The following is a 21,522-nucleotide window of genomic DNA, read 5'->3' on the forward strand; positions in this document are numbered from 1 at the left end:
GTCCCGACACTCTCGTGGAATGGCTCACTGGATATTCGAGCTAACGCAGAAGATCGTTTCGCGATTTCGAATCGGAGAGCAAGGTTGTCTGCTGTCCAGCGCCAACGCGCCGCGAGGGGCTGAGCCGTCTTGCCAACTGATATCGATGAGTATTCGTTGACGAAGCAAAAACCGTTTCATCGCGGAACGATATGATTCTGGAGATAATCTCTCCGTTCGCTTTCACATTCAAAATTCCATTTCATTGACGATCGCGAGGCCACCGCGCATCATCGCAGCATGAATTCAACGGAGCGAGAGTTCGAATCTCGCCGGGATTGAACCGAACTCACTGATCGCCAGTGTCGGAAAATACCGGGCCGCAGCGTCATCGCGTTGCGCCGACGGCGGCGCTATGCCGCCGGAAAGCAGGAGAACAAGATGTTGAGAGATGGGAAGCAGAAGAAATCGTTGCTGGATCGCCGCTCGCTGCTGCGAGCGGGAGCCGCGGCGGCGCTGGCGGCGCCGGTCGGCGTATTCGGCGCGCAAGCGTTTCCGTTCCGCGCCGCGGCGCCGGCGATCGACTTCTCGGAATTTCCGATCTGCAAGACCGCATCCGACGCGCCGCCGCTGACGGGGGCGCCACGAAAATTGAAATTGTCCTGGAACGCCGGTGCGGTCTGCCTGGCGCCGCTGCCGGTCGCGATCGATCAGGGAATCTTCCAGAAACACAATCTCGACGTCGAACTGGTCAACTACAGCGGCTCGACCGACCAGCTGCTGGAGGCGATCGCGACCGGCAAGACGGATGCTGGCGTCGGCATGGCGTTGCGCTGGCTGAAGCCGCTCGAGCAGGGCTTCGACGTCAAGATCGCGGCCGGGACCCATGGCGGCTGCATGCGGGTTCTGACTCGGGCGAATTCGGGAATCGACAAGCTCTCCGACCTCAAGGGCAAGATCGTCGGCGTCGGCGATCTCGGCGGGCCGGACAAGAACTTCTTTTCGATCCAGCTCTCCAAGCAGGGCATCGATCCCGTCAAGGACGTGGACTGGCGGGTCTATCCCGGCAATCTGCTGCAGCTGGCTGTCGAGAAGGGCGAAGTCCAGGCGTTCCTGGGTTCGGATCCGATCGCCTATCTCTGGCTGAAGGATCCCGCCTACAAGGAAGTAGCCTCCAATCTCGACGGCGAATACAAGGACAAGACCTGCTGCATCGTCGGTTTGCGCGGTAGCCTCGTGCGCGAGGAGCCCCAGGTCGCGCGCGCGATCACTCGGGCGTTGCTCGATGCGGCGATGTTCACCTCACAGAACCCGGACAAGGCCGCGGCGTCGTTCCAGCCCTATGCGCCGAAGACCGCCAGCTTGCAGGATTTGCAGGCGATGGTTCGCTATCACACCCATCATCACCATCCCGTGGGCGACGCGCTCAAGCAGGAACTGAAGGCCTATGCGGACGATCTGAAGCTCGTTTCCGTCTTCAAGCCGAGCACCGATACAGCAAAATTTGCGGAGCGGATCTATGTCGACGTATTCGGCGTCTAAGGCGGTCGCGCTTCCGCAATCGGCGGAGGAGGGCGCTGCATTTGCAAGCCGGCCGCTGTCGCTTCCCGCGTCATTTCTTGCCAATGGCGCTGCGGTATTCGCAAGCGTCGCCTGGGTCGGCTTCGGGCTGTCATGCCTGTGGTGGGCGGATCTGGCGGACTGGCCGCGAACGCATGCACTCGCTGTCGCCGCATTCGTGATCGCCGGCGGCATCCTTGCTGCGACCTTGAGTGCGAGTTGGCTCGGGCGCTTCGGCGCAGCGCTGCAACAGCGCGCGCCATGGCTGCTGGCGCTCGGCCTGTTCCTGACCCTGTGGGAAGTCGCGACCGCGAAATTCGCGTGGTTGCCGCTGCCGTTCTTTCCGCCGCCGCAGGCGATCGTCGAAGTCTATACCGATGACCTGCCCAAGCTGCTCGACAGTGTCTTTGCGTCGGTGAAGCTTCAGCTCGGCGGCTATGCGATCGGCGCGGCAGCCGGCTTCCTGACCGGCGTCTCGATCGGGTGGTCGCGCAGCGTGGGCTACTGGGTGCATCCGGTGTTGCGATTCATAGGACCGCTGCCGGCGACGGCCTGGCTTCCGTTCGCATTCTTCACCTTTCCGTCGAGCTGGAGCGCCAGCACGTTCCTGATCGCGCTGGCCACGGGCTTTCCAGTCACGGTGCTGACCTGGTCCGGCGTGGCGAGCGTCAGCAACGCCTATTACGACGTGGCGCGAACCCTTGGCGCCAGGCCATGGTTCCTCGTGCTGAAGGTCGCCATTCCCGCGGCGCTGCCGCACGTCTTCGTCGGCCTGTTCATGGGCCTCGGCTCGTCCTTCGCCGTGCTGGTCGTCGCCGAAATGATCGGCGTCAAGGCGGGGCTCGGCTGGTACCTGCAGTGGGCCCAGGGCTGGGCGGCCTATTCGAACATGTACGCCGCGCTGATCGTGATGTCGCTGCTGTGCTCGGGCGCGATCACTCTGCTGTTCCGGACACGCGACCGCCTGCTGGTCTGGCAGAAGGGTGTCGTCAAATGGTAGCGCTCGCGATTGCCGAACCGATCACTTATCCTGCCGTGGGCGCCTCGCTCGAGGTCGAACACATCAGCCACGCCTTCGACATCGACGGCAGCGTGCTTCCGGTGCTCGACGACGTGAATTTCAGCGTCAAGCCCGGCGAGTTCGTGGCGCTGCTGGGACCGTCGGGCTGCGGCAAGTCGACCCTGCTGCGTCTGGTCGCAGGACTTGAGGCGCCGCGATCCGGCGTGTTGCGCGAGGACGGCGATCCGGTGAAGGGACCGTTTCCGTCGCGCGTCGTGGTGTTTCAGGACCCGACGCTGTTTCCCTGGCGAACCGTGTGGAATAACGTGGCGCTCGGCCTTGAGGCGCAGGGTATCCTGAAGACCCAGCGCCAGCGCGTCGATGCCGCCATCGACCTGGTCGGGCTCTCGCGGTTTCGTAACGCCTATCCGCACCAGCTGTCGGGCGGCATGGCGCAGCGCGTGGCGCTGGCGCGAGCGCTGGTCAACGATCCCAGGATCCTCATTCTCGACGAGCCGCTCGGCAAGCTCGACTCGCTGACGCGCATCACCATGCAGGCCGAAATCGTGGCGCTCTGGCAGCGCAAGGGATTTACGACGCTGCTGGTGACGCATGATGTCGAGGAAGCGCTGTTCCTTGCCAACCGCGTCATCGTCTTCAGCGACCGGCCCGCGCGCATCAAGGCCGACATCGCAGTCGATCGTCCCTTTCCCCGGCACCGCGGCGATCCCAGGCTCGCGGAGCTGCGCCGGAACATCCTGGGGCTGCTCGGATTGGACGCAACATGGTGAGCGCAGTGGGCAGTTCCATACGCAAGCAGCTTTCGGTCGACGCCACGCCGGCGATCCTCGACCGCGCCAGCCAACTCGCTGCCCAATTTGCCACGCGGGCAGACAGGAGCGCCGGCAATTCCGGCGAACGGGCATGCATGCCCAACGCCTACATCATCGAAGTTCTGCACCAGACGGCCGGAATCGTCGCGTTCGACGAGCGTGGGTTCCGGTTCTTTTCCTCGCAACGCGTTTTCGACAGTCTCGAAGGCCGCCGGTTTCGTTCCGCGCGCGATGCGGAACGCGCGGCGAGAGCGCTGCTCGACGGGCGGCGCCGCTCTGCGAGCAAGCCTCAGTTCACCGCCGCCCTCTGATCAACGCGGCCAAACCCGAAAGGACGGATTCATGATCATAAGACGCAGTATTCTCGGTATTCTCGGTGGGGCGCTGGCTGTTGCAGCTCTCGCCACATCGCCTGTCGCCGCGCAGGCGCAGGACAAGCCGACCGAAATCCGCATCGGCACGCAGAAGGGCGGCTTCTTTCCGGCCGTGCGGCAGCGCCATACCGTGGAGGACGCATTCAAGCCGCTCGGCATCGAGATCAAGTGGATCGACTTCCAGTTCGGTCCGCCGCTGCTGGAGGCGATCAACGTGGGTGCGGTCGATTTCGGCTTTGTCGGCGATTCGCCGCCGATCTTCGCGCAGGCGGGTAACGCCAGGATTCGCTACGTCGCGGCCGTCAAATCGGACGGCAATACGCAGGCGATCATTGTCCCCAAGGATTCGCCGATCAAGACCCTTGCCGATCTGAAGGGCAAACGCGTTGCCTTCGGCAAGGGATCAAGCGCGCAAAATCTGCTGATCGCCGCCCTGGAAAAGGGCGGGCTTGCCTGGAGCGACATCACGCCGGCTCCGCTCGCGCCGGCCGATGCGACAGCAGCATTCGTGAAAGGATCGGTCGAGGCTTGGTCGATCTGGGATCCCTATCTGGCGCTTGCCGAGCTCAAGGAGAACGCCCGCGTGATCGCCTTTGACAAGGACGTGCACAAGCCCAACGCGTTCTACATCGCAGGTGCGGATTTCGTGGAGAAATATCCCTCGCTGGTAGCAAAGCTCAACAGCGTGTTCGCATCGGAAGGTCAGTGGGCCGATCTCCATCACGAGGAGGTCGCGAAAGCGCAGGCGGAGGCGACCGGTGTCGATATCGTGGCCATCAGGCGTTTTGTCGATCGCTCGAACTACCGCGTCGCTCCAGTCGACGACGAGGTGATCAAGAGCCAGCAGGCGGTCGCTGACCGTTATGCACGCCTCGGCTTGATCCCGAAGCGGGTCAACGTTTCCGACGTCGTCTGGAAATGGACACCCGGCTCCTGAAATTGGCGCAGCTGAAAGGAACACCAAATGAGCTTCTACCGGGACTTCAATGACAAGATTGCGATCGAGGCCTGGAATGGCGAAAGGCGCCAGCCTTACGAAACCATCGGGGTCAAACAGCTCTCGCCGACCGTCGGCGCCGAGATATCCGGCGTCGACCTTTCGAAGGAGGTCTCCGACGTCCAGTTCGCGGAAATCCGCCGCGCGCTCGACGAGAACCTTGCAATCATCTTCCGCGACCAGGACATTTCGCGTGAGCACCATAAGCGGTTCGGCCTGCGCTTCGGCAAGTCCCTGCACCGGCATGAACTCGCTGCCACGCGCTTCAGCCATGAAGGCCCGTTCGACCCGGAATTTCTGTCATGGAAAACCGGCCGGGATTCGCGTTTCACCGCGGGCGACGGCTGGCATCCCGATGTGTCCTGCGACCCAAGTCCGATCGCGGTCTCGCTGCTGCGCGTGACGAAGACGCCACCGCTTGGCGGCGACACCGCCTTCGCCAACATGTATCTTGCTTATGAGTTTCTGTCAGACCCGATCAAGCGCCTGCTCGACGGACTGACGGCGATCCACGATGGCTCGCTTGCCTGGACGGCGGGCTATGGCGCAAAGCCGGATCCCGGCAAGACCTATCCGCAGTCGGAGCATCCCGTGGTGGCGACCCATCCGCGAACGGGCCGGAAGTTTCTCTATGTGAACGCGTCGTTCACCTCCCACATCGTGCAGCTCACACGCAGGGAAAGCGACGCGCTGCTCCAGTTCCTGTTCCGCCACGTCGAAGGCCAGCTTGCGCTGCAGACGCGTGTGCACTGGCAACCGAATTCGCTGCTGGTGTGGGACAACTGGGCGAGCCAGCATCATGCCGTGTGGGACTATTACCCGGAAGAGCGCTGGGGCGAGCGTGTCTCGGTAGTGACCGGCGAGGCGCCGCAGGCCCGTCTCGATCTGAGCGTCGCGGCGGAATAGCCGCCGGTTCGGCGGGCGCTGCTTGTTGAACCCGGCAATTGCGCCGCTCAGTCCTGCAGCGCCGCCAGCAGCTCGTCGGGCCGCTCGACCATCATCATGTGGCCGGCGCCCGACAGCACCACGGTGCGTGAATTTGCAAGTGCTGCGGCCAGCGCCTTGCCGGCTCTTGCCGGTGTCATCATGTCGCGTTCGCCGAGAATGAGCGTGGCAGGCACCGTGACCTTGGCGGCGGCGGCGAGCGCGCCCTGATAGGCGTTGCAGGCGGAAAGGTCGTTGAACAGCACGCCGGGCCGGCACTGTTCGAGCACGCGCTGGGCGCCGTAATGCATCCACAGGCCGGGCGCGAGGCTGCCGCCGAGTTCGGCCTGATGGCCGAGGCCCCAGATCGAGACCATGTCGACCGCATCATGGTCGTTGGCTTCGGCGGCCTTGAGCAGGTCGGGACCGACGGTCATGGTAGCCGCCGTTCCGATCAGGCTCAGCCCGGAGACTTTGGCCGGGTGCCGCGCCGCGGTTTCGAGCGCAATCAGCGAGCCCATGGAATGTCCGACCAGCCGCGCCTTGGGCACGCCGGCCGCGTCGAGCAGTGCGGCGGTCCAGTCGGCCATCTCGGAGATGGTCGGTAGCGGCGCGCCGCCCGAGCGGCCATGGCCCGGCAGGTCCGGCGCCAGCACGCCAAAGCCGTGGTGAGCGAACCACCTCGAATGCAGGGCCCAGGTGGTGTGATCGAAGCCGGCGCCGTGCAGCAGCACGATGGCAGGCAGCGACTTGTCGAATTCCCGGCCGCCGGTGGCGACGAAGGTATCAATGCCGTTCACGGACAGTTGCATGGCTCAAGCCTTCTGCGAAATACGGAGCGCCTGGCCGAGGTCGTCGATGATGTCGGCGGCGGCTTCGATGCCGACCGACAACCGCACCAGTTCCTCGCCGACCCCTGCGGCCTTCAGTTGCGCGGCATCCATCTGCTGATGGGTGGTGCTGGCGGGATGAATGACCAGGGTCTTGGCGTCGCCGACATTGGCGAGGTGGCTGATCATCCGAAGTGCCTCGATGAACTTCTTGCCGGCCGCCCGGCCGCCCTTGATGCCGAAGCTGACGATCGACCCGGCGCCGCGCGGCAGCAGGCGCTTGGCCAATTCATGGTCGGGATGATTTTCCAGCGACGGGTGCAGCACCCACGCCACCGCCTTGTTGGCGGCCAGCGCCGCGAGCACGGCATGGGTGTTGGACATGTGGCGGTCCATGCGGACGCCGAGCGTCTCGACGCCCTGCAGCAGCTGGAAGGCGTTGGTCGGCGACAGGCAGGCACCGAAGTCGCGCAGGCCTTCGGTGCGCGCCCGCATGATGAAGGCGGCCTGGCCGAACTGCTCGTCGAAAACGATGCCGTGATAGCCGGCATAGGGTTCGGTCAGCACCGGAAACTTGCCGGACGCGCGCCAGTCGAACCGGCCGCCGTCGACGATCACGCCGCCGATGGCGATGCCGTGGCCGCCGATCCATTTGGTCGCCGAGTTCATCGCGATGTCGGCGCCGAGCTCGATCGGCCGGCTGAGATAGGGCGTCGCGAAGGTGTTGTCGATCAGGAGCGGAATTTTCGCGTCATGCGCGATCTGCGCGACGGCGGGGATGTCCAGCACTTCGAGGCCGGGATTGCCGATGGTCTCGCCGATGACGAGGCGGGTATTGGGCCGGATCGCCGAACGGAACTCGTCCAGCGCGCGCGGCTTGACGAAGGTCGTGGTGATGCCGAAGCGCGGCAGCGTATGAGCGAGCAGGTTGATGGTGCCGCCGTAGAGCGAGGCGGAGGCGACGATGTGGTCGCCGGCATTGAGCAATGTCGCGATGGCCAGATGCATCGCCGCCATGCCGCTCGCGGTGCAGATCGCGCCGACCCCGCTCTCCAGCGCGGCCAGCCGCTCTTCCAGCACCGCCGTGGTCGGGTTCGAAATCCTCGTATAGATGTGGCCGGCGCGTTCGAGGTTGAACAGCGCCGCGGCGTGCTCGGAATCCTGGAATACATAGGACGTGGTCTGATAGATCGGGACCGCGCGTGCGCCGGTGACGGGATCCGGGTGCTGGCCGGCATGCAGGCTCAGGGTTTCGAAGGCGGGCGGTTTGGGTGCGGCCATGGCGATCTCTAAAACGATGCGGTTTTGCCGGTTATCCCGGACGGCAGCAGGATGTGCCACAAAAAGTCAGGGATTGTTAGCCCCCGGGGTTGGCGCGGCCCGACTTTCCTGCTGGCGAGTGCCCGGTTCGGCGAAAATTATTCCGTCTCCGGCGTGGTCGGCGGTTCGATCCTTTGCGGCCGCCCGGATTTGCCCCAATCGATGGCATTCGAGCAGCGCCCTGATGCAGATCGCGTTGCACGGCCGACTTCATGGTGAACAAATTTTCGCGATGCGCGCGTCAAGAAAAATGCGTCGCGGCGGAACATGATCCGGCAATAAACCCATCGCCGCGCAGCCGATGAGCAGTGGCGTCATTGCTATTTTTGCGGAGCACTCGACAGCTCCCGAGAGCGGCACCATCATCCCACGCATCGAATGATCGCGCACTGTCCGCGGCATTCTTGTCGGGAGATCGCAATGAAGCGTCGTGAATTTCTGAAACTGTCCTTGGGAACCGCAGCGGTCGCTGCGCTGTCGCGTGAGGTGCAGGCGCAGACTGCAATCAAGGAAATCCGCATCGGCTACCAGAAGAACGGAGTGCTGGTGATCGCGCGGCAACAGGCGGCGCTCGAGAAGCATTTTGCGCCGCGTGGCATCGAGGTGAAGTGGGTCGAGTTCTCATCCGGTCCGCCGATGCTGGAGGCCATGAATGTCGGCAGCGTCGACTATGGCGCGGTCGGCGATTCTCCGCCGATCTTTGCGCAGGCGGCGGGCGCAGCCATCGTCTATGCCGCGGGTCAGCCGATCACCAACGGACAGGGCATTCTGGTTCCGGCCGCTTCCGGCATTCGCGGCATTGCGGATCTGAAGGGCAAAAGGGTCGGCTTCACCAAGGGATCCAGCGCCCACAATGTCGTGGTGCAGACGCTGGAGAAGGCCGGTCTCAGCTATGCCGACATTACTCCGGTCTATCTGACGCCGCCGGACGCCGGCCCGGCTTTCGCCAATGGCAGTATCGACGCCTGGTCGATCTGGGATCCGTATTTCGCGATCGGCGAAACCAGGCAGAACGGGCGGATCCTGGTCAACGCCTACGAGATCACCAAGACCAACTCGTTCTACATCGCCAACCGCGACTTCGCGAAGAACCACGGGCAGGTGCTGCAGCAGATCATCGACGTGACGTCCGCGACCGCCAAGTGGGCCGAGCAGCACCGCGACGAGGTGGCGAAAGCGCTGAGCGCGGTCACCGGCATTCCCCTGGATATCCAGACCGTCGCCGCCAACCGCTCGTCCTTTGCGGTCGGGCCGGTCACCGATGACATCATCGCGACCCAGCAGGGCGTCGCCGATCGCTTCTTCAAGCTCGGACTGATTCCGAAGCCGGTCGTGGTTCGCGATGCGGTCTGGAAGCCGGCGCAGACCTGATCTGGTCCCGGCATTGCCATCGGAGGATTGAAACATGCGTTGGTTCAAGCGGGCGATCGCGATGGCGGTGGTGTCCATGAACATCGCGCTCGCCGGTGTCGGCGCGACCTACGGCCGGGAGCAAATCGCCCGCAACGGCGGCGCGGTCGCCGATCAAAACCGGGTTACGGACGCGATCTTCGCTTCCGTCCCGTTCCCCACACACTTCGGAATTTCCGACGCGGCAAGGAGGCCGTTCCATTGAGTAGCCGTCCATCATCCAACGCCAACGTTCTCTGGTTTCTGCCGACCCATGGCGACGGTCGCTATCTCGGCACCACGACCGGCGGGCGCGAGGTCAGCTTCAATTATCTGCGCCAGATCGCGCAGGCTGCGGATCAACTCGGCTATTTCGGGGTGCTGATCCCGACCGGACGCAGTTGCGAGGATTCATGGGTGGTGGCGTCGGCCGTGGCGCCCTGGACCGAGCGGCTGCGTTATCTCGTTGCGGTGCGGCCCGGCCTGCAATCGCCGGCCGTGGCGGCGCGCATGACCGCGACGCTCGACCGGGTGTCGAACGGTCGATTGCTCGTCAACGTCGTCACCGGCGGCGATCCGGTCGAGAACAAGGGCGACGGCGTCTTCCTCGATCACGACGAGCGCTACGCCGTGACCCGTGAGTTTCTCAACGTCTATAGCGACCTGCTCGCGGGCAAGGCCGTCAATTTCAAGGGCAGGCACATCCGCATCGAGGACGGGCGCCTGCTGTTCCCGCCGGTGCAGTCGCCGCGCCCGCCGCTCTATTTCGGCGGATCGTCGGACGCCGGCATCGATGTCGCCGTCGATACCGTGGACAAATACCTGACATGGGGCGAGCCGCCGGCGCAGGTCGCCGAAAAGGTCGCCGGCGTCAAGGCGGTTGCCGCCAGCCGCGGACGCAAGCTCTCCTTCGGCATCCGCCTGCATGTGATCGTTCGCGAGACCAATGCGGAAGCCTGGAAGGCGGCGGATGAATTGATCCAGCACGTCACCGACGAGACCGTGGCTTCGGCGCAGAAGATTTTCGCGCGCATGGACTCGGTCGGCCAGCAGCGCATGGCGCAATTGCACGGCGGACGCCGCGACAAGCTCGAAATCAGCCCGAACCTCTGGGCCGGGGTCGGCCTGGTGCGCGGCGGCGCGGGAACCGCGCTGGTCGGCGATCCCGAGACCGTCGCGGCGCGCATCCGGGAATATCAGGATGTCGGCATCGATACCTTCATCATGTCGGGCTATCCTCATCTCGAGGAGGCCTATCGCTTCGCCGAACTGGTGTTCCCGCTGCTGAAGCTTGCGCAACCGAACGATGTGACGCCGATCCGCGTCAACACCGGACCGTTCGGCGAAACCATCGCCAACGAACACCGGCCGCTGGTGAAGGCGTCGCAGTCATGAGCCTGATCGAAAGCCTTGCGCGGTCGCGCAGCCTGCGACTGCCGCGTGCCGACGGCCTGATCCCGTGGATCGTGCCGCTGGCGATCGTGCTGACCTGGCAGGCCGCCAGCGTGACCGGGCTGGTGCCGGCGCGGGTGCTGCCGGCGCCGAGCGACGTGGCGCTGGCGGGCTGGAAGCTGGCATTGTCCGGCGAACTCGCGCGCAACATCTGGGTCAGCTTCTGGCGCGCCAGCGTCGGTTTTGTCATCGGCGGCGGCATCGGCTTTGCCTTTGGGCTGGCCAATGGGCTGTCGCAGCTCAGCAGCAAACTGACCGACACCACGCTGCAGATGGTGCGCAACATTCCGCACCTCGCGCTGATCCCGCTGGTGATCCTGTGGTTCGGCATCGATGAATCGGCCAAGCTGTTTCTGGTCGCGCTCGGGGTGTTCTTCCCGATCTATCTCAACACGCTGCACGGCATCCGCACCGTCGATCCGCAGCTGATCGAGATGGGGCGGATCTACGGCATGACCGACGGCGAACTGTTCCGGCGGATCATTTTCCCGGGCGCGCTGCCGTCGATCTTCGTCGGCGTGCGGTTCGCGCTCGGCATCATGTGGCTGACGCTGATCGTGGCGGAAACCATCGCGGCCTCGTCGGGCCTCGGTTACATGGCGATGCAGGCGCGCGAGTTCATGCTGATCGACGTCGTGGTGCTCAGCATCCTGATCTACGCCTTGCTCGGAAAGCTCGCCGACAGCGCCTCGCGCGTGCTCGAGCGGCTGACGCTGTCCTGGCATCCCGCCTTCCAGAAACACTAGGAATCAACATGCAAGAAGCCCTTCGTTTCCTTCAGCCGGATGCCGAGCCTCTGGACCGCGCGGATTTCATCGAGCAGGCACGGCTGCTGCGCCGCGGCCCGGAAGTGCCGTCCCGTGGGCTTGCGCTGACCATTCGCGGCCTGCGCAAGTCGTTCGGCAGCAACGAGGTGCTGCGCGGCGTCGATCTGCATATTCCGGCGGGGCAATTCGTCGCGATCGTGGGGCGCAGCGGCTGCGGCAAGAGCACGCTGCTGCGCCTGATCGCGGGGCTCGAGACCATCGACGACGGCGCCATCGGCTTCGGCGAAGCGGTGCGAGCCGAGGACGTCCGGGTGATGTTTCAGGAGCCGCGGCTGCTGCCGTGGGCGCGGGTGCTGTCGAACGTCGAAGTCGGCCTTGGCCGCGACCGTGCGTCTTCGGATGTGCAGGCACGTGCGGAACGGGCGCTGACCGAAGTCGGTCTCGACGACAAGCGCGGGCAGTGGCCGGCCGTTCTCTCCGGCGGACAGAAGCAGCGCGTGGCGCTGGCCCGAGCCCTGGTGAGCAATCCCCGGGTTCTCGCCTTCGACGAGCCGCTCGGCGCACTCGATGCCCTGACCCGCATTTCCATGCAGCGGTTGCTGGAGCGGGTCTGGCGGGATCAGGCCTTCACTGCAATCTTGGTGACCCATGACGTTTCGGAAGCCGTCGCGCTCGCGGATCGCGTGGTGGTGATCGAAGACGGCCGTATTGCGCATGACGTCAGCGTGGACATTCCGCGTCCGCGCCGGCGCGGCTCAGCCGATCTGGCGGCGCTGGAAGGTTCGATCCTGCGCAACCTGCTGCAATCCGGGGATGAGCCATCCGACTCGTGAGGCTGCCATGAATTCCGCCTTTCGCACCATCAGCATCGATCGCGAGGTCTCCGCAGGCGACTTTCGCGGCGCCATGCGACATCTGGCGGGCGGCGTCAGCGTGATCACGGCCGGGCGGGCCAGCGATATCACGGGCATGACGGTGACGTCGGTGTCGTCGCTTTCGGCCGATCCGCCGAGCCTGATCGTCAGCATCAACCGGGGGTCTTCGTCCTGGCCGCTGTTGAAGCGCTACGGGTTTTTTGGCGTGAATATCCTGACCGCAGATCAGGTCGATATCGCCGAGCGGTTTGCCGGCAAGGACGGATCGAAGGGTGTGGAGCGGTTTGCCGGCGCCGAATGGATCAGCCGTGCGTCCGGCGTGCCGCTGCTGGCGGACGCGCTGGCGGCGGCGGATTGCGAAGTTGAGGACATCGTCGAACGCCATTCCCACGCCATCGTGATCGGGCGGGTGTTGGACCTCCAGGTGTCGGGGCGCACGGCGGCGCTGGCCTATTGGCAGGGGCAGTATGTCGCGATCGATCAGGACGAGGACGCGATCAAACTCGCGGAGGTCAGCGTTCCGGCCCCTCGCGTCCGGCGCGGAGTTTGACGGCAATACCGGCGTCGGGAGTTGAGGCCACGGGCATTTTGCGCGTTTGCGGCTTGCATGTCCGGCACGTATAGTCGGACAACCGGAACCGAAGAGCATTGCCGCGGAGGAACGCAAGACCCTTCAAATCGCCTGGGCGCTTTGCGCGCCTGGTGCTGATCGGGTTCGGTTTCGCCGGCGTCGTCTTCGGCGCCAGTTTCATGGACCTCACCGGCAACGTGGCGCTTTGACCTGATGAAACGGTTTGCGGTCTGGGTATTTTACGGCATCGGCGCGCTGGCGATCGGCTATCTCGCGCTTTACGCCTATGCGGCATTCACCGGCCGCGGCCTGCAGCCGGGCGACCCGATCCACATCTTCCGCAGACCGGATGCGCCGAGCTATTCGTGGCGTCCGGAGCGTATCGTCGTCATTGCGAGCAGCAAACAGCGAAGCAATCCGGACCCCGTGGCTGGATTGCTTGCGGAGCCAGTCATCGGGCGCGCATTTGCGCGACCCGTTGGCTCGCAATCACATGGTGAAATCCTGACTACGCGCCCGCAGCGACGCGATGATAGTCGGTGGCGCCCGATCCGGCGGGCGTGATCGGCAATCCGCCGTCGGCATATTCGTTCAGCTTGTTGCGCAGGGTGCGGATCGAGATGCCGAGGATGTTGGCGGCGTGGGTGCGGTTGCCGAGGCAATGCTTCAGCGTTTCCAGGATCAGATCGCGTTCGACGTCGGCGACCGTTCGCCCGACCAGCGCGCGCGTTACCTGCTCGGCGGCGAAGGTGGCGTGCGCCACCGCCGGCGGGGTCCTGGCGAGATCGAGACGGTCGCCGTCGGGCGTCAGGATCGCCTCGACGCCGATCTCGTCGCCCTGCGCCATCAGCACCGAGCGATGCATGGTGTTTTCCAGCTCGCGGACGTTGCCCTGCCAGCGGTTGGACGTCAGCACCCGCCGCGCCTCCGCCGAGATCGGGCGCAGCGGCACGCCGTTGGCGTCGGCATACTTCTTGGCGAAGTGCTGCGCCAGTTCGAGAATGTCCGCCGGGCGTTCGCGCAACGGCGGAATCTTCAGGTTGACGACGTTGAGCCGGAACAACAGGTCTTCGCGGAAGGTGCCTTCGCGCACGGCGTCGGCCAGGTTGCGGTTCGAGGTCGCGATGATGCGGATATCTACCGGCACCGGCTTGGTGCCGCCGACGCGATCGATCACGCGCTCCTGGATGGCGCGCAGCAGCTTGGATTGCAGCCGCACGTCCATTTCCGAGATTTCGTCGAGCAGCAGGGTGCCGCCGGTGGCTTCCTCGAACTTGCCGATCCGCCGCGCCACGGCGCCGGTGAACGCACCCTTCTCGTGGCCGAACAGTTCGGATTCCAGCAGGTGCTCGGGGATCGCCGCGCAATTGATCGAGATGAACGGCCGCTTGGCGCGGTGAGAGCGGGTGTGGACGTAGCGCGCCAGCACTTCCTTGCCGGTGCCGGATTCCCCGGTGATCATCACTGAGGCGTCGGAGCCCGCGATCTGCTGCGCCAGCCTGATCACCTTGGCCATCGCCTCGTCGCGATAGACCAGGTCGCGTGAATCATTGGCGACCGCGGCGAGCACCGCGGCGATCAGTTCCGGATCGGGCGGCAGCGGGATGTATTCCTTGGCGCCGGCGTGGATCGCGGCCACCGCGGCGCGGGCGTCGTTGGAGATGCCGCAGGCGACGATCGGCACGTGGATGTGTTCGGCTTCCAGCCGCATCACCAGATCGCGGATGTCGAGGGCGACGTCGACCAGCAGGAGGTCGGCGCCCTTGCCGCCGCGCAGCACGGCCATCGCCTGTTCGTTGCCCTCGGCGTGCGTCACCGACGCGCCGTTTTCCATGGCGATCTTGGTGGCTGTCGTGAGCTGGCCCTTCAATGTGCCAACGATGAGAAGCCGCATGATATTCTCCTGTTCGTCTGTTCGCGCGGTTTATGCGCCGTATTGTTGAGATCGCGCCCTGTCAGGTGCGCTCCGCCTTGATGATTTCCGTCATGGTCACGCCGAGCTTGTCTTCGACCAGAACCACTTCGCCGCGCGCCACCAGGCGGTTGTTGACATAGATGTCGATGGCTTCGCCGACGCGGCGGTCGAGCTCGAGGACGGTGCCCGGCCCGAGCTTCAGGAGTTCGCCGACGTCCATCTTGGAGCGGCCGAGCACGGCCGAAACCTGCACCGGCACGTCGAACACCGCCTCCAGGTCGGCGGCGATGCGCGATGCCTGTTCGTTTTCACTGTAGGCCACGTCGTCAATCCCCGGCGCGTCTGCGGCGTTGAGATCGGGAAGCGGGACCTGTGCGTCGGTGTCACTCATGGCTTAATCCTCATGGCCGATTCCCGGCCTGGTCGCGGGACGCGATGTAGCGCCCGACAAGTTCGTCGACTTTGGCTTCGATCGCCGCACGCTCCAGCACCACGCCGCCGTCGGCCCATTCGATCCTGCAATCGCCGGTCGCGATTTGCGGCTCCGCGAGAATGACGAGACGGCCTTCGAAGCCGCTTTGCTTGGCCAGCCGCTCGATCCGTTCGCGCGCCGCCTCGTAGAGGGAATCGTTGATCCGGACCACGAGGTGCGGCGTCGAGACCAGATGCGAGAAGCAGTCGCTGACCAGGCCGACGATTTCGGCGAGCGGCTCGCCGGCGATCAGCTCGGTGCACAGCTTGCGCGCCACCGCGACCGCGACGTCGACGGCCTCGGTCTCCATCCGGGTTTCGATGCCGGAAAAGCGCGTCGCGATGCCCCGAATGCCGATGCTGATCTCCTCGAGCGCCAGCGCGGTGCGGCGGTCGCTCTCCGCCTTGGCCTCGCGCTGGCCGGCATCGAAGCCGTCGCGGTAGGCGCGGGCCTCGGCAGCGGCGATCTTCTGGACGATCTCGGCCGACGTGGCCGGCCGTTCGCGCGACTTGTCCGGCGCCGAGAAGTCCATGTCAAAAAGGAATTTTGCGGGCGCGGCCATCAGTACACCAGCTCGTCGTCGGCGCGGTTCTTGGTCAGCATGATTTCGCCTTTGGCGGCAAGATCCTTGGCCAGGTTGACGAGCAGCGCCTGCGCCTCGTCGACGTCGCGCAACCGCACCGGTCCCAGCGCCGCCATGTCGTCGAGCAGCATCTTGCCGGCGCGGGAGGACATGTTGCCGAGGAAGAAGCCGCGGACGTCCTCGTTGGCGCTCTTCAGCGCGACGCCGAGCTTGTCCTTGTCGACGTGGCGCATCAGGGTCTGCGCCGAGGCGGAGTCGAGCTTGACCAGGTCGTCGAAGGTGAACATCAGCGCCTTGATGCGTTCGGCGGACTCGCGGTTGTCCTCTTCCAGCGAGGTGATGAAGCGGGTTTCGGTCTGGCGGTCGAAATTGTTGAAGATCTCGGCCATCACCTCGTGGGCGTCGCGGCGGCGGGTCTGCGACAGGTTCGACATGAATTCGGTGCGCAGCGTCTGTTCGACGCGCTCGATCACTTCCTTCTGCACCGCTTCCATTTTCAGCATCCGGCCGATCACGTCGAGTGCCATGTCCTCGGGTAGGATCGCGAGCACGCGCGCGGCGTGTTCCGGCTTCAGCTTCGACAGCACCACGGCGATGGTCTGCGGATATTCGTTCTTCAGATAGTTGGCGAGCACCTCTTCCTGCACGTTGGAGAGTTTCTCCCACATGTTGCGGCCGGCGGGTCCGCGAATTTCATCCATGATGCCGACGACACGTTCGGGTGGCAGGTATTGCTGCAGCAGTCGTTCGGTGGCGTCGAAGGTTCCCATCAGCGCGCCGGACGCCGACATCCGCGAGACGAATTCGAGCAGCAGATCTTCCACGATGTCGGCCTCGACGGTGCCGAGCGTCGACATGTGCATCGACAATTCGCGTACTTCATTGTCATCGAGCAGCGACCACACCTTGCCGCCATACTGTTCGCCCAGCGCCAGCATCAGGATAGCGGCGCGCTTCGGCCCGCTCATCGGCTTGCTCTTCGGGCGATTGGCCTGACGGCTGGCCAGCGCGGCGACGACACTGGTGATATCGTTGGCGTTGGTGGTTTGCGGTACGGACATGTCAGGTCGCGGGCTCCGTTAGCCATTGGCGGACGATGGTAGCGGTTTCGTTGGGGTTGCGTTCGGCCAGTTCGCCGACCCGGTGCACCGATTGGGCGTGGACCTGGCCCTGAACCTGGGCGACGTCGATCAGCGTAGCGGTGGCGTTGGGGCCGGGGACCAAGCTCTGGCCGGGCGTGCCTTCGGCCGGCGCGCTGCCGTCAGTCAGCGCCGGCATCGAGCCGTCACCGGTCAGGCTGGGGATCACTTCGGCCGCCAGGATGCGCCTGACCAGCGGCCGGATCACCATGAACAGCACCACCAGGCCGAGCAGCATCATGACGCCAAGTTCGATGACGTACATCACGTCGTCCTTGGTGAACTGCAGCATGCCGAGCAGGCCGGTCGGTTCGACGACGGGCGGGATCACCGGCGGTTCGGCGAATTTGAGGTTCACCACCTCGACCTGGTCGCCGCGCTTCTGGTCGAAGCCGATCGCCGAACGGACCAGCGCCGCGATGCGGTCGAGCTGCTCCTTGCTGCGGTCCTGGTAGACCATCTCGCCCTTTTCGTTCTTGACATAGGCGCCGTCGACCAGCACGGCGACCGAGATGCGGTTGACCCGTCCGACCTCGGTCACTTCGGTCTTGGTGGTGCGGGAAATCTCGTAATTGTTGGTTTCCTCGCTCTTCTTGCTCTGGTCGCGCGCGACCGCCGCGTTGTCCTTGTTCTGGTTGCCCGGCAGCTCGTTGTTGACGGTGACCTGGCCGTTGTCGGCGCCGCTGGCGGAGGACTCTTCCCGGGTCTGGCTCGAGCGCAGCACCCGGCCCTCGGGATCGAACTTGTCGGAGGTCTGGGTGATCTTGTTGTAGTCGAAGTCGGCCGAGAGCTGGACCCGGGCGCGGCCGGCGCCGACCACCGAGGACACGATCGCCTCGATCTCGTTGCGCATCCGCTTTTCGAAGCCAGCCCGGCGCTCGTCACCGATGGCGTTGTCGGCGTCGTTGGCGGCACCATCGGCGAGCAAACGCCCGGCCTCGTCGACGATCGACACCCGCTGCGGCTTCAAGCCATTGACAGCGGAAGCGACGACGTGGCGGACGGCCCTTATCTGTTGCGGCTCCAGCGAGCCGCGCACGCGTACCACGATCGAGGCCGACGGCTCCGGCGTTTCGCGCGAAAACAGCGGCCGCTCGGGCAGTACCAGGTGGACGCGGGCCGCCTGGATGCGGTCGATGGCGCGGATGGTGCGGGCCAGTTCGCCCTCGAGCGCACGCAGGTGATTGATGTTCTGGACGAAGCTGGTGGTGCCGAGCGCGTCGGATTTGTCGAAAATCTCGTAGCCGACGCCGCCCCCCCTGGGCAGGCCGCCTTCGGCGAGCTTCATGCGCAGCCGGGTGACCTTGTCCTTCGGCACCATGATCACGGCGCCCTCGTTGCGGATCTCGAAGGGAATGGCTTGGCGTTCCAGGTCCTTGATGATCCCCGAGGAGTCCTCGGCGCTGAGGTCGGTGAACAGGGTGGTCATCTGCGGCGTGGTGACGCGCATGATGACGAAGCCGAAAAAGGCGATCAGCGCGGTTGTCACCGCGATCATCGCCATCAGGCGGGAGGCACCGAGACCTCTTAGGAAAACTACCAGACCCTGCACCAACCGCCCCTGAGATTCGGCCCCCAGGAGCCGACTGGGCAATTATTGCCTACGGGATGGTTTCGATATGGTTAACGACCGTTAAGGGCCGCAGTGAAAGTTGAACATCAAAAAAATCGGCTTCTCAGGAAGAAGCCGATTTTCATCAAATAAGATGGTCTGCAGGGGGGCTTACTGGCGATATTGCTGGATACGGGTGGTGCGTAGTCCTGCAAGGCCGTGTTGATCGATGGAAAACTGCCAGGAAAGGAATTCGTCGACCGTCAGTGTGTAGCGGCTGCAAGCCTCCTCGAGGGAGAGCAGGCCGCCGCGGACTGCGGCAACGACTTCGGCTTTACGGCGGATTACCCACCGTTTCGTACCGGGCGCGGGCAAATCCGCAATTGTTAACGGACTGCCGTCAGGCCCGATGACGTATTTTACCCTCGGGCGATGGGGTTCTGTCATGGCGTACTCACAAACTCTCAACCACTAACTCACCATGACAACCTACGCCCTCCGGCTTAAAATTTGCCTAAGCTCAAGGCTTCAATACGAATCTCCTTGAAAATGTCGTCAAAACGGCCCGGCGTCTGGGGGGCGCCGGGCCGGAACAGGCTGGTGGATATGCCGGGAACGGGCGGCGTCCCGAATGGCGCCTAGCTGGTGGTGGGGCGGATCACGCGCCGGATCTGGTCGGTGGTGTAGTTCTGCCCCCCGATCGAGAGCAGGGCCGGGCTAGCGGTGAGATCGACGGAGTCGACGACGCCCTGGATTTCCGTGGCGATAGCCACGTCCTTGCCCGAGCTGTCCTTGCCCGTCGCGGTCAGCTTGTAGATGCCCGCCGGCCATTGCACGCCGTCATTGCCCTTGCCGTCCCAGACGAAACTGGCATTGCCCGCACTCAGCGCATAGTTGCCGGAATAGACCGTTTGCCCAGTCGAGTTGGTGATGGTGACCTCGGCGGTTGCGGCCTTGGCAGCCTTCAAATTCCAGGTTGCCGTATCGTTGAACTGCTGGCTGCTGCCGTCGACGGCGACGGTGTTGCCGACATAGATCAACGCCTGGGTCGCCTGCGCGCTCTTCTCGAGTGCGATCAGCGACTTCAGCTGCTCGTTCGATTTGAGCTGCTGCTCGACGCCTGCGAACTGCACCAGTTGCTGGGTGAACTGGTTGGTGTCGAGCGGATCGAGCGGATTCTGGTTCTGCAGCTGCGTCGTGAGCAACGTCAGGAAAGTCTGGAAATTATCCGCAATCCCGGTCGTCGCCGTCGAGGCGGTGGTGGTCTTGTCGGTGCTCGGCGTCGTCTTTCCCGATACGACCGGCGTTGGCATGGATACGTCGACTGCCATGGTGATCTCCTCAGACCCTGATATCGACGCCGCTGCTCGAACCGAGCATGCGGCCATAGGTACGTCCTGCGATGACGGCGGGAATGCTGTCTTCTTCGGCCACGACGAGGCGATGGGCGTTGGGAGCCGATCCGTCCCCGTTGTTCTGGCCGGATGATGACTGGTCGCGCAGGCTGAACTGCAGGCCGCCGTCGCCGGTCAAGAGCCCGGCGTCGTTGAGCGCGCGCTGCAGCTGCGGGGCGTCCTGGCGCAACATCGACAGCGTTTCCGCCTTTTCGACCATGAGATGCGAAGTCACGAGGCCGTTGCGGTCGACGTCGATGCGGACGTCGATGCGGCCAAGATCGGCGGGATCGAGCCGGATTTCGAAGCGGCTCTTGCCACTTCGCGCCGACACGGCAATCTCGAGCGCCAGGCCGCCGAGCGGCACCGCCGCATCGGTTGCCGCCGTGACGGTCAACGGCGCTGCGGCGGCGGCCGGGCCGGCGTGAAGCTGCGGCTGGATCGCGTTGGCCGCCTGCACGCCAGTGCCGGATGGATCGAGCGGCGTTGGTCCGGCCTGGGCGGCGGTCGGAGGCGCCAGGCCCGATCCGTTGGCCGCCGATGCCGACGGAGCGCCGGCGGAGCCGTCCGCTTTCGCCGCGTCGATCGCCTCGTGTCCGGCCTTCGGTTTGCCGGCGGCGGGCGCTGGTTGCGCGACATGACTGGCCGGTGTTGCGGTCGATATGGCTGTCGCGGCGGGATCGCCCGTGCCAGGCACGGCGTCGGAGCCATCGGATGCCGCAGTCGGGGTTTGGGTCGCCGCTGCCTTGGCCGGCGTCGCGGCCTTCGGCGCCACCGGCGCGGCAACGGACGCGGCCAATGCCACGCCGGCCGCCGGGATTGCGTCGGTCTCGGCCGCCGGTTGCGCAGCGGCGGCAGCGGTCGCTGCGGTCTGCGCATCGGCCTTTGCCGCGGCGGCTGCATTGGGCGTGCCCGCGGCGGCAGCTGCGCCGGCGTCTGGATCGATCTTGGCCTGCGCGGATGAAGCGACCGCGGAGGCGCCGGTGTCCGATGCGCTCGCCGCAATGGCGGCGGCTGCGATCGCAAGCGGCGCCGTCGCATTGCCGGACGCGGGCGAAGCAGCAGGAACCGCCGTCGCAGCGGCAGCAATCGGCACCGCGACCGGGTCGGGCGTCGTCGCGACAGCGCCGTCCTGCACTGCCGGGGCAGCGGCATCGGCCGCAGAATCGTTTGCCGCAGACTCGTCGGAGGCCTGCTCTGCGTCTGATCTCGTCGCGGGCTCGCCCTTCGAAGTGCCGGGCCTGGCGTCGGCGCGCGAGGCCGCGTCGGTGTTGATCCCGGCGCGCCGTCTGGAATTGGCGACACGATCGTCTGCATCGTTCCGGGCCGCCCGGTCGGCAGCCGCGGCGTCGCGCGACCGCCTGACGTCGGCTGCCGTTGCAGCGGCATCGTCGGAGCGGCGTTGCGAGGCCGATTGTGCATCGGCGTGTGCGTTATCGTTGGCGTCCGGGGGCGCATTGCTGTCGACCAGCGCCGCGAAGCTGTCGTTTCCAGGCGATTGGTCCGATCTTGCGGACCTCGGCGCCGGCGCCTGAAAAGACACGGATGCAGTTGGATCTGTGGTCACGCTGAACACGGGCGGCCTCTTGCAATGGA

The 21,522-nt window shown here is 65.0% G+C and carries 24 protein-coding genes; 14 read left to right on the top strand and 10 right to left on the bottom strand.

Going from position 1 to position 21,522, the window contains the following annotated elements; genetic code table 11:
* Positions 1 to 420 precede the first annotated feature (420 nt).
* The 6 genes from KMZ68_RS06965 (at position 421) to KMZ68_RS06990 (ending at position 5,649) form a co-directional block, all read left to right on the top strand.
* Positions 421 to 1,521: an ABC transporter substrate-binding protein gene (locus KMZ68_RS06965; RefSeq protein WP_215615089.1), complete on the top strand. Its 1,101-nt coding sequence runs from the start codon at positions 421 to 423 to the stop codon at positions 1,519 to 1,521.
* Positions 1,499 to 2,539, top strand: a complete 1,041-nt coding sequence (locus KMZ68_RS06970; protein ID WP_215615090.1) for an ABC transporter permease — start codon at positions 1,499 to 1,501, stop codon at positions 2,537 to 2,539. The genes KMZ68_RS06965 and KMZ68_RS06970 overlap by 23 nt, the downstream gene beginning before the upstream one ends.
* Positions 2,533 to 3,330: an ABC transporter ATP-binding protein gene (locus KMZ68_RS06975; protein ID WP_215615091.1), complete on the top strand. Its 798-nt coding sequence runs from the start codon at positions 2,533 to 2,535 to the stop codon at positions 3,328 to 3,330. Before KMZ68_RS06970 ends, KMZ68_RS06975 begins: the two co-directional genes overlap by 7 nt.
* A gap of 137 nt (positions 3,331 to 3,467) precedes the next feature.
* Positions 3,468 to 3,683, top strand: a complete 216-nt coding sequence (locus tag KMZ68_RS06980) for a hypothetical protein (protein ID WP_215616231.1) — start codon at positions 3,468 to 3,470, stop codon at positions 3,681 to 3,683.
* A gap of 31 nt (positions 3,684 to 3,714) precedes the next feature.
* Complete coding sequence (locus KMZ68_RS06985; RefSeq protein WP_215615092.1) at positions 3,715 to 4,683, top strand: aliphatic sulfonate ABC transporter substrate-binding protein; 969 nt, start codon at positions 3,715 to 3,717, stop codon at positions 4,681 to 4,683.
* A gap of 27 nt (positions 4,684 to 4,710) precedes the next feature.
* Complete coding sequence (locus KMZ68_RS06990; protein WP_215615093.1) at positions 4,711 to 5,649, top strand: TauD/TfdA dioxygenase family protein; 939 nt, start codon at positions 4,711 to 4,713, stop codon at positions 5,647 to 5,649.
* 47 nt (positions 5,650 to 5,696) lie between these two features.
* Here KMZ68_RS06990 and KMZ68_RS06995 read toward each other — a convergent pair whose 3' ends face one another.
* Entirely contained in the window at positions 5,697 to 6,479 is a 783-nt protein-coding gene (locus KMZ68_RS06995; protein ID WP_215615094.1) for an alpha/beta fold hydrolase, read from the bottom strand.
* A gap of 3 nt (positions 6,480 to 6,482) precedes the next feature.
* On the bottom strand, positions 6,483 to 7,778 hold the full coding sequence (locus KMZ68_RS07000) for an O-acetylhomoserine aminocarboxypropyltransferase (RefSeq protein WP_215615095.1): 1,296 nt from the start codon (positions 7,776 to 7,778) through the stop codon (positions 6,483 to 6,485).
* A gap of 459 nt (positions 7,779 to 8,237) precedes the next feature.
* Here KMZ68_RS07000 and KMZ68_RS07005 point away from each other — a divergent pair, with 459 nt between their 5' ends.
* The 8 genes from KMZ68_RS07005 (at position 8,238) to KMZ68_RS07035 (ending at position 13,435) form a co-directional block, all read left to right on the top strand.
* The gene (locus KMZ68_RS07005) at positions 8,238 to 9,188 is read left to right on the top strand and encodes a sulfonate ABC transporter substrate-binding protein (RefSeq protein ID WP_215615096.1); all 951 of its coding nucleotides are present in this window, start codon (positions 8,238 to 8,240) and stop codon (positions 9,186 to 9,188) included.
* A 34-nt stretch (positions 9,189 to 9,222) separates the two neighbouring features.
* Positions 9,223 to 9,432, top strand: coding sequence for a hypothetical protein (locus tag KMZ68_RS07010; protein WP_215615097.1), 210 nt, complete (start codon positions 9,223 to 9,225; stop codon positions 9,430 to 9,432).
* Positions 9,429 to 10,601: an FMNH2-dependent alkanesulfonate monooxygenase gene (gene ssuD / locus KMZ68_RS07015; RefSeq protein WP_215615098.1), complete on the top strand. Its 1,173-nt coding sequence runs from the start codon at positions 9,429 to 9,431 to the stop codon at positions 10,599 to 10,601. Before KMZ68_RS07010 ends, ssuD begins: the two co-directional genes overlap by 4 nt.
* A complete protein-coding gene (locus KMZ68_RS07020) occupies positions 10,598 to 11,404 on the top strand; it encodes an ABC transporter permease subunit (RefSeq protein WP_215615099.1) in 807 nt (268 codons plus the stop codon). The genes ssuD and KMZ68_RS07020 overlap by 4 nt, the downstream gene beginning before the upstream one ends.
* Before the next feature lie 8 nt (positions 11,405 to 11,412).
* Positions 11,413 to 12,258, top strand: coding sequence for an ATP-binding cassette domain-containing protein (locus KMZ68_RS07025; RefSeq protein WP_215615100.1), 846 nt, complete (start codon positions 11,413 to 11,415; stop codon positions 12,256 to 12,258).
* Positions 12,259 to 12,265: 7 nt separating this feature from the next.
* Positions 12,266 to 12,850 carry a flavin reductase family protein gene (locus KMZ68_RS07030; RefSeq protein WP_215615101.1) on the top strand — a complete coding sequence of 195 codons (585 nt, stop codon included), beginning with the start codon at positions 12,266 to 12,268 and terminating at the stop codon, positions 12,848 to 12,850.
* Between the two features lie 98 nt (positions 12,851 to 12,948).
* On the top strand, positions 12,949 to 13,080 hold the full coding sequence (locus KMZ68_RS26105) for a hypothetical protein (protein WP_256443698.1): 132 nt from the start codon (positions 12,949 to 12,951) through the stop codon (positions 13,078 to 13,080).
* A 4-nt stretch (positions 13,081 to 13,084) separates the two neighbouring features.
* Complete coding sequence (locus KMZ68_RS07035; RefSeq protein WP_215616491.1) at positions 13,085 to 13,435, top strand: hypothetical protein; 351 nt, start codon at positions 13,085 to 13,087, stop codon at positions 13,433 to 13,435.
* Here the strand turns inward: KMZ68_RS07035 and flbD are convergent.
* From flbD to KMZ68_RS07075, 8 genes are all read right to left on the bottom strand, one after another.
* Positions 13,380 to 14,765 carry a sigma-54-dependent transcriptional regulator FlbD gene (gene flbD, locus KMZ68_RS07040; protein WP_215615102.1) on the bottom strand — a complete coding sequence of 462 codons (1,386 nt, stop codon included), beginning with the start codon at positions 14,763 to 14,765 and terminating at the stop codon, positions 13,380 to 13,382. The two genes, KMZ68_RS07035 and flbD, sit on opposite strands and share 56 nt — an antisense overlap.
* 61 nt (positions 14,766 to 14,826) lie before the next feature.
* Positions 14,827 to 15,177, bottom strand: a complete 351-nt coding sequence (gene fliN / locus KMZ68_RS07045; RefSeq protein WP_215615103.1) for a flagellar motor switch protein FliN — start codon at positions 15,175 to 15,177, stop codon at positions 14,827 to 14,829.
* 10 nt (positions 15,178 to 15,187) lie between these two features.
* Positions 15,188 to 15,820 (bottom strand): FliH/SctL family protein, encoded by a 633-nt coding sequence (locus tag KMZ68_RS07050; protein ID WP_215615104.1) that lies wholly within the window; start codon positions 15,818 to 15,820, stop codon positions 15,188 to 15,190.
* A complete protein-coding gene (gene fliG, locus KMZ68_RS07055; RefSeq protein WP_215615105.1) occupies positions 15,820 to 16,902 on the bottom strand; it encodes a flagellar motor switch protein FliG in 1,083 nt (360 codons plus the stop codon). The genes KMZ68_RS07050 and fliG overlap by 1 nt, the downstream gene beginning before the upstream one ends.
* A gap of 1 nt (position 16,903) precedes the next feature.
* Positions 16,904 to 18,532, bottom strand: a complete 1,629-nt coding sequence (fliF, locus tag KMZ68_RS07060) for a flagellar basal-body MS-ring/collar protein FliF (protein ID WP_215615106.1) — start codon at positions 18,530 to 18,532, stop codon at positions 16,904 to 16,906.
* A 171-nt stretch (positions 18,533 to 18,703) separates the two neighbouring features.
* Positions 18,704 to 18,979, bottom strand: a complete 276-nt coding sequence (gene sciP, locus KMZ68_RS07065) for a CtrA inhibitor SciP (protein ID WP_002714638.1) — start codon at positions 18,977 to 18,979, stop codon at positions 18,704 to 18,706.
* A 191-nt stretch (positions 18,980 to 19,170) separates the two neighbouring features.
* Positions 19,171 to 19,863 (bottom strand): flagellar hook assembly protein FlgD, encoded by a 693-nt coding sequence (locus tag KMZ68_RS07070; RefSeq protein WP_215615107.1) that lies wholly within the window; start codon positions 19,861 to 19,863, stop codon positions 19,171 to 19,173.
* 10 nt (positions 19,864 to 19,873) lie between these two features.
* Complete coding sequence (locus KMZ68_RS07075; RefSeq protein WP_249779549.1) at positions 19,874 to 21,493, bottom strand: flagellar hook-length control protein FliK; 1,620 nt, start codon at positions 21,491 to 21,493, stop codon at positions 19,874 to 19,876.
* Positions 21,494 to 21,522: the final 29 nt, after the last annotated feature.

The sequence above is a fragment of the Bradyrhizobium sediminis genome (assembly GCF_018736105.1).
Taxonomy (GTDB): domain Bacteria; phylum Pseudomonadota; class Alphaproteobacteria; order Rhizobiales; family Xanthobacteraceae; genus Bradyrhizobium.

Coding starts and splice junctions, on each gene's coding strand:
- KMZ68_RS07050 (WP_215615104.1), bottom strand. CDS start 15,820: ATGGCCGCGCCCGCAAAATTCCTTTTTGACATGGACTTCTCGGCGCCG.
- KMZ68_RS06965 (WP_215615089.1), top strand. CDS start 421: ATGTTGAGAGATGGGAAGCAGAAGAAATCGTTGCTGGATCGCCGCTCG.
- KMZ68_RS07070 (WP_215615107.1), bottom strand. CDS start 19,863: ATGGCAGTCGACGTATCCATGCCAACGCCGGTCGTATCGGGAAAGACG.
- KMZ68_RS06985 (WP_215615092.1), top strand. CDS start 3,715: ATGATCATAAGACGCAGTATTCTCGGTATTCTCGGTGGGGCGCTGGCT.
- flbD (WP_215615102.1), bottom strand. CDS start 14,765: ATGCGGCTTCTCATCGTTGGCACATTGAAGGGCCAGCTCACGACAGCC.
- fliG (WP_215615105.1), bottom strand. CDS start 16,902: ATGTCCGTACCGCAAACCACCAACGCCAACGATATCACCAGTGTCGTC.
- KMZ68_RS06990 (WP_215615093.1), top strand. CDS start 4,711: ATGAGCTTCTACCGGGACTTCAATGACAAGATTGCGATCGAGGCCTGG.
- KMZ68_RS07035 (WP_215616491.1), top strand. CDS start 13,085: ATGAAACGGTTTGCGGTCTGGGTATTTTACGGCATCGGCGCGCTGGCG.
- sciP (WP_002714638.1), bottom strand. CDS start 18,979: ATGACAGAACCCCATCGCCCGAGGGTAAAATACGTCATCGGGCCTGAC.
- KMZ68_RS06980 (WP_215616231.1), top strand. CDS start 3,468: ATGCCCAACGCCTACATCATCGAAGTTCTGCACCAGACGGCCGGAATC.
- KMZ68_RS06970 (WP_215615090.1), top strand. CDS start 1,499: ATGTCGACGTATTCGGCGTCTAAGGCGGTCGCGCTTCCGCAATCGGCG.
- KMZ68_RS07030 (WP_215615101.1), top strand. CDS start 12,266: ATGAATTCCGCCTTTCGCACCATCAGCATCGATCGCGAGGTCTCCGCA.
- KMZ68_RS07010 (WP_215615097.1), top strand. CDS start 9,223: ATGCGTTGGTTCAAGCGGGCGATCGCGATGGCGGTGGTGTCCATGAAC.
- KMZ68_RS07005 (WP_215615096.1), top strand. CDS start 8,238: ATGAAGCGTCGTGAATTTCTGAAACTGTCCTTGGGAACCGCAGCGGTC.
- KMZ68_RS07000 (WP_215615095.1), bottom strand. CDS start 7,778: ATGGCCGCACCCAAACCGCCCGCCTTCGAAACCCTGAGCCTGCATGCC.
- KMZ68_RS06995 (WP_215615094.1), bottom strand. CDS start 6,479: ATGCAACTGTCCGTGAACGGCATTGATACCTTCGTCGCCACCGGCGGC.
- KMZ68_RS07025 (WP_215615100.1), top strand. CDS start 11,413: ATGCAAGAAGCCCTTCGTTTCCTTCAGCCGGATGCCGAGCCTCTGGAC.
- KMZ68_RS07020 (WP_215615099.1), top strand. CDS start 10,598: ATGAGCCTGATCGAAAGCCTTGCGCGGTCGCGCAGCCTGCGACTGCCG.
- KMZ68_RS06975 (WP_215615091.1), top strand. CDS start 2,533: ATGGTAGCGCTCGCGATTGCCGAACCGATCACTTATCCTGCCGTGGGC.
- fliN (WP_215615103.1), bottom strand. CDS start 15,177: ATGAGTGACACCGACGCACAGGTCCCGCTTCCCGATCTCAACGCCGCA.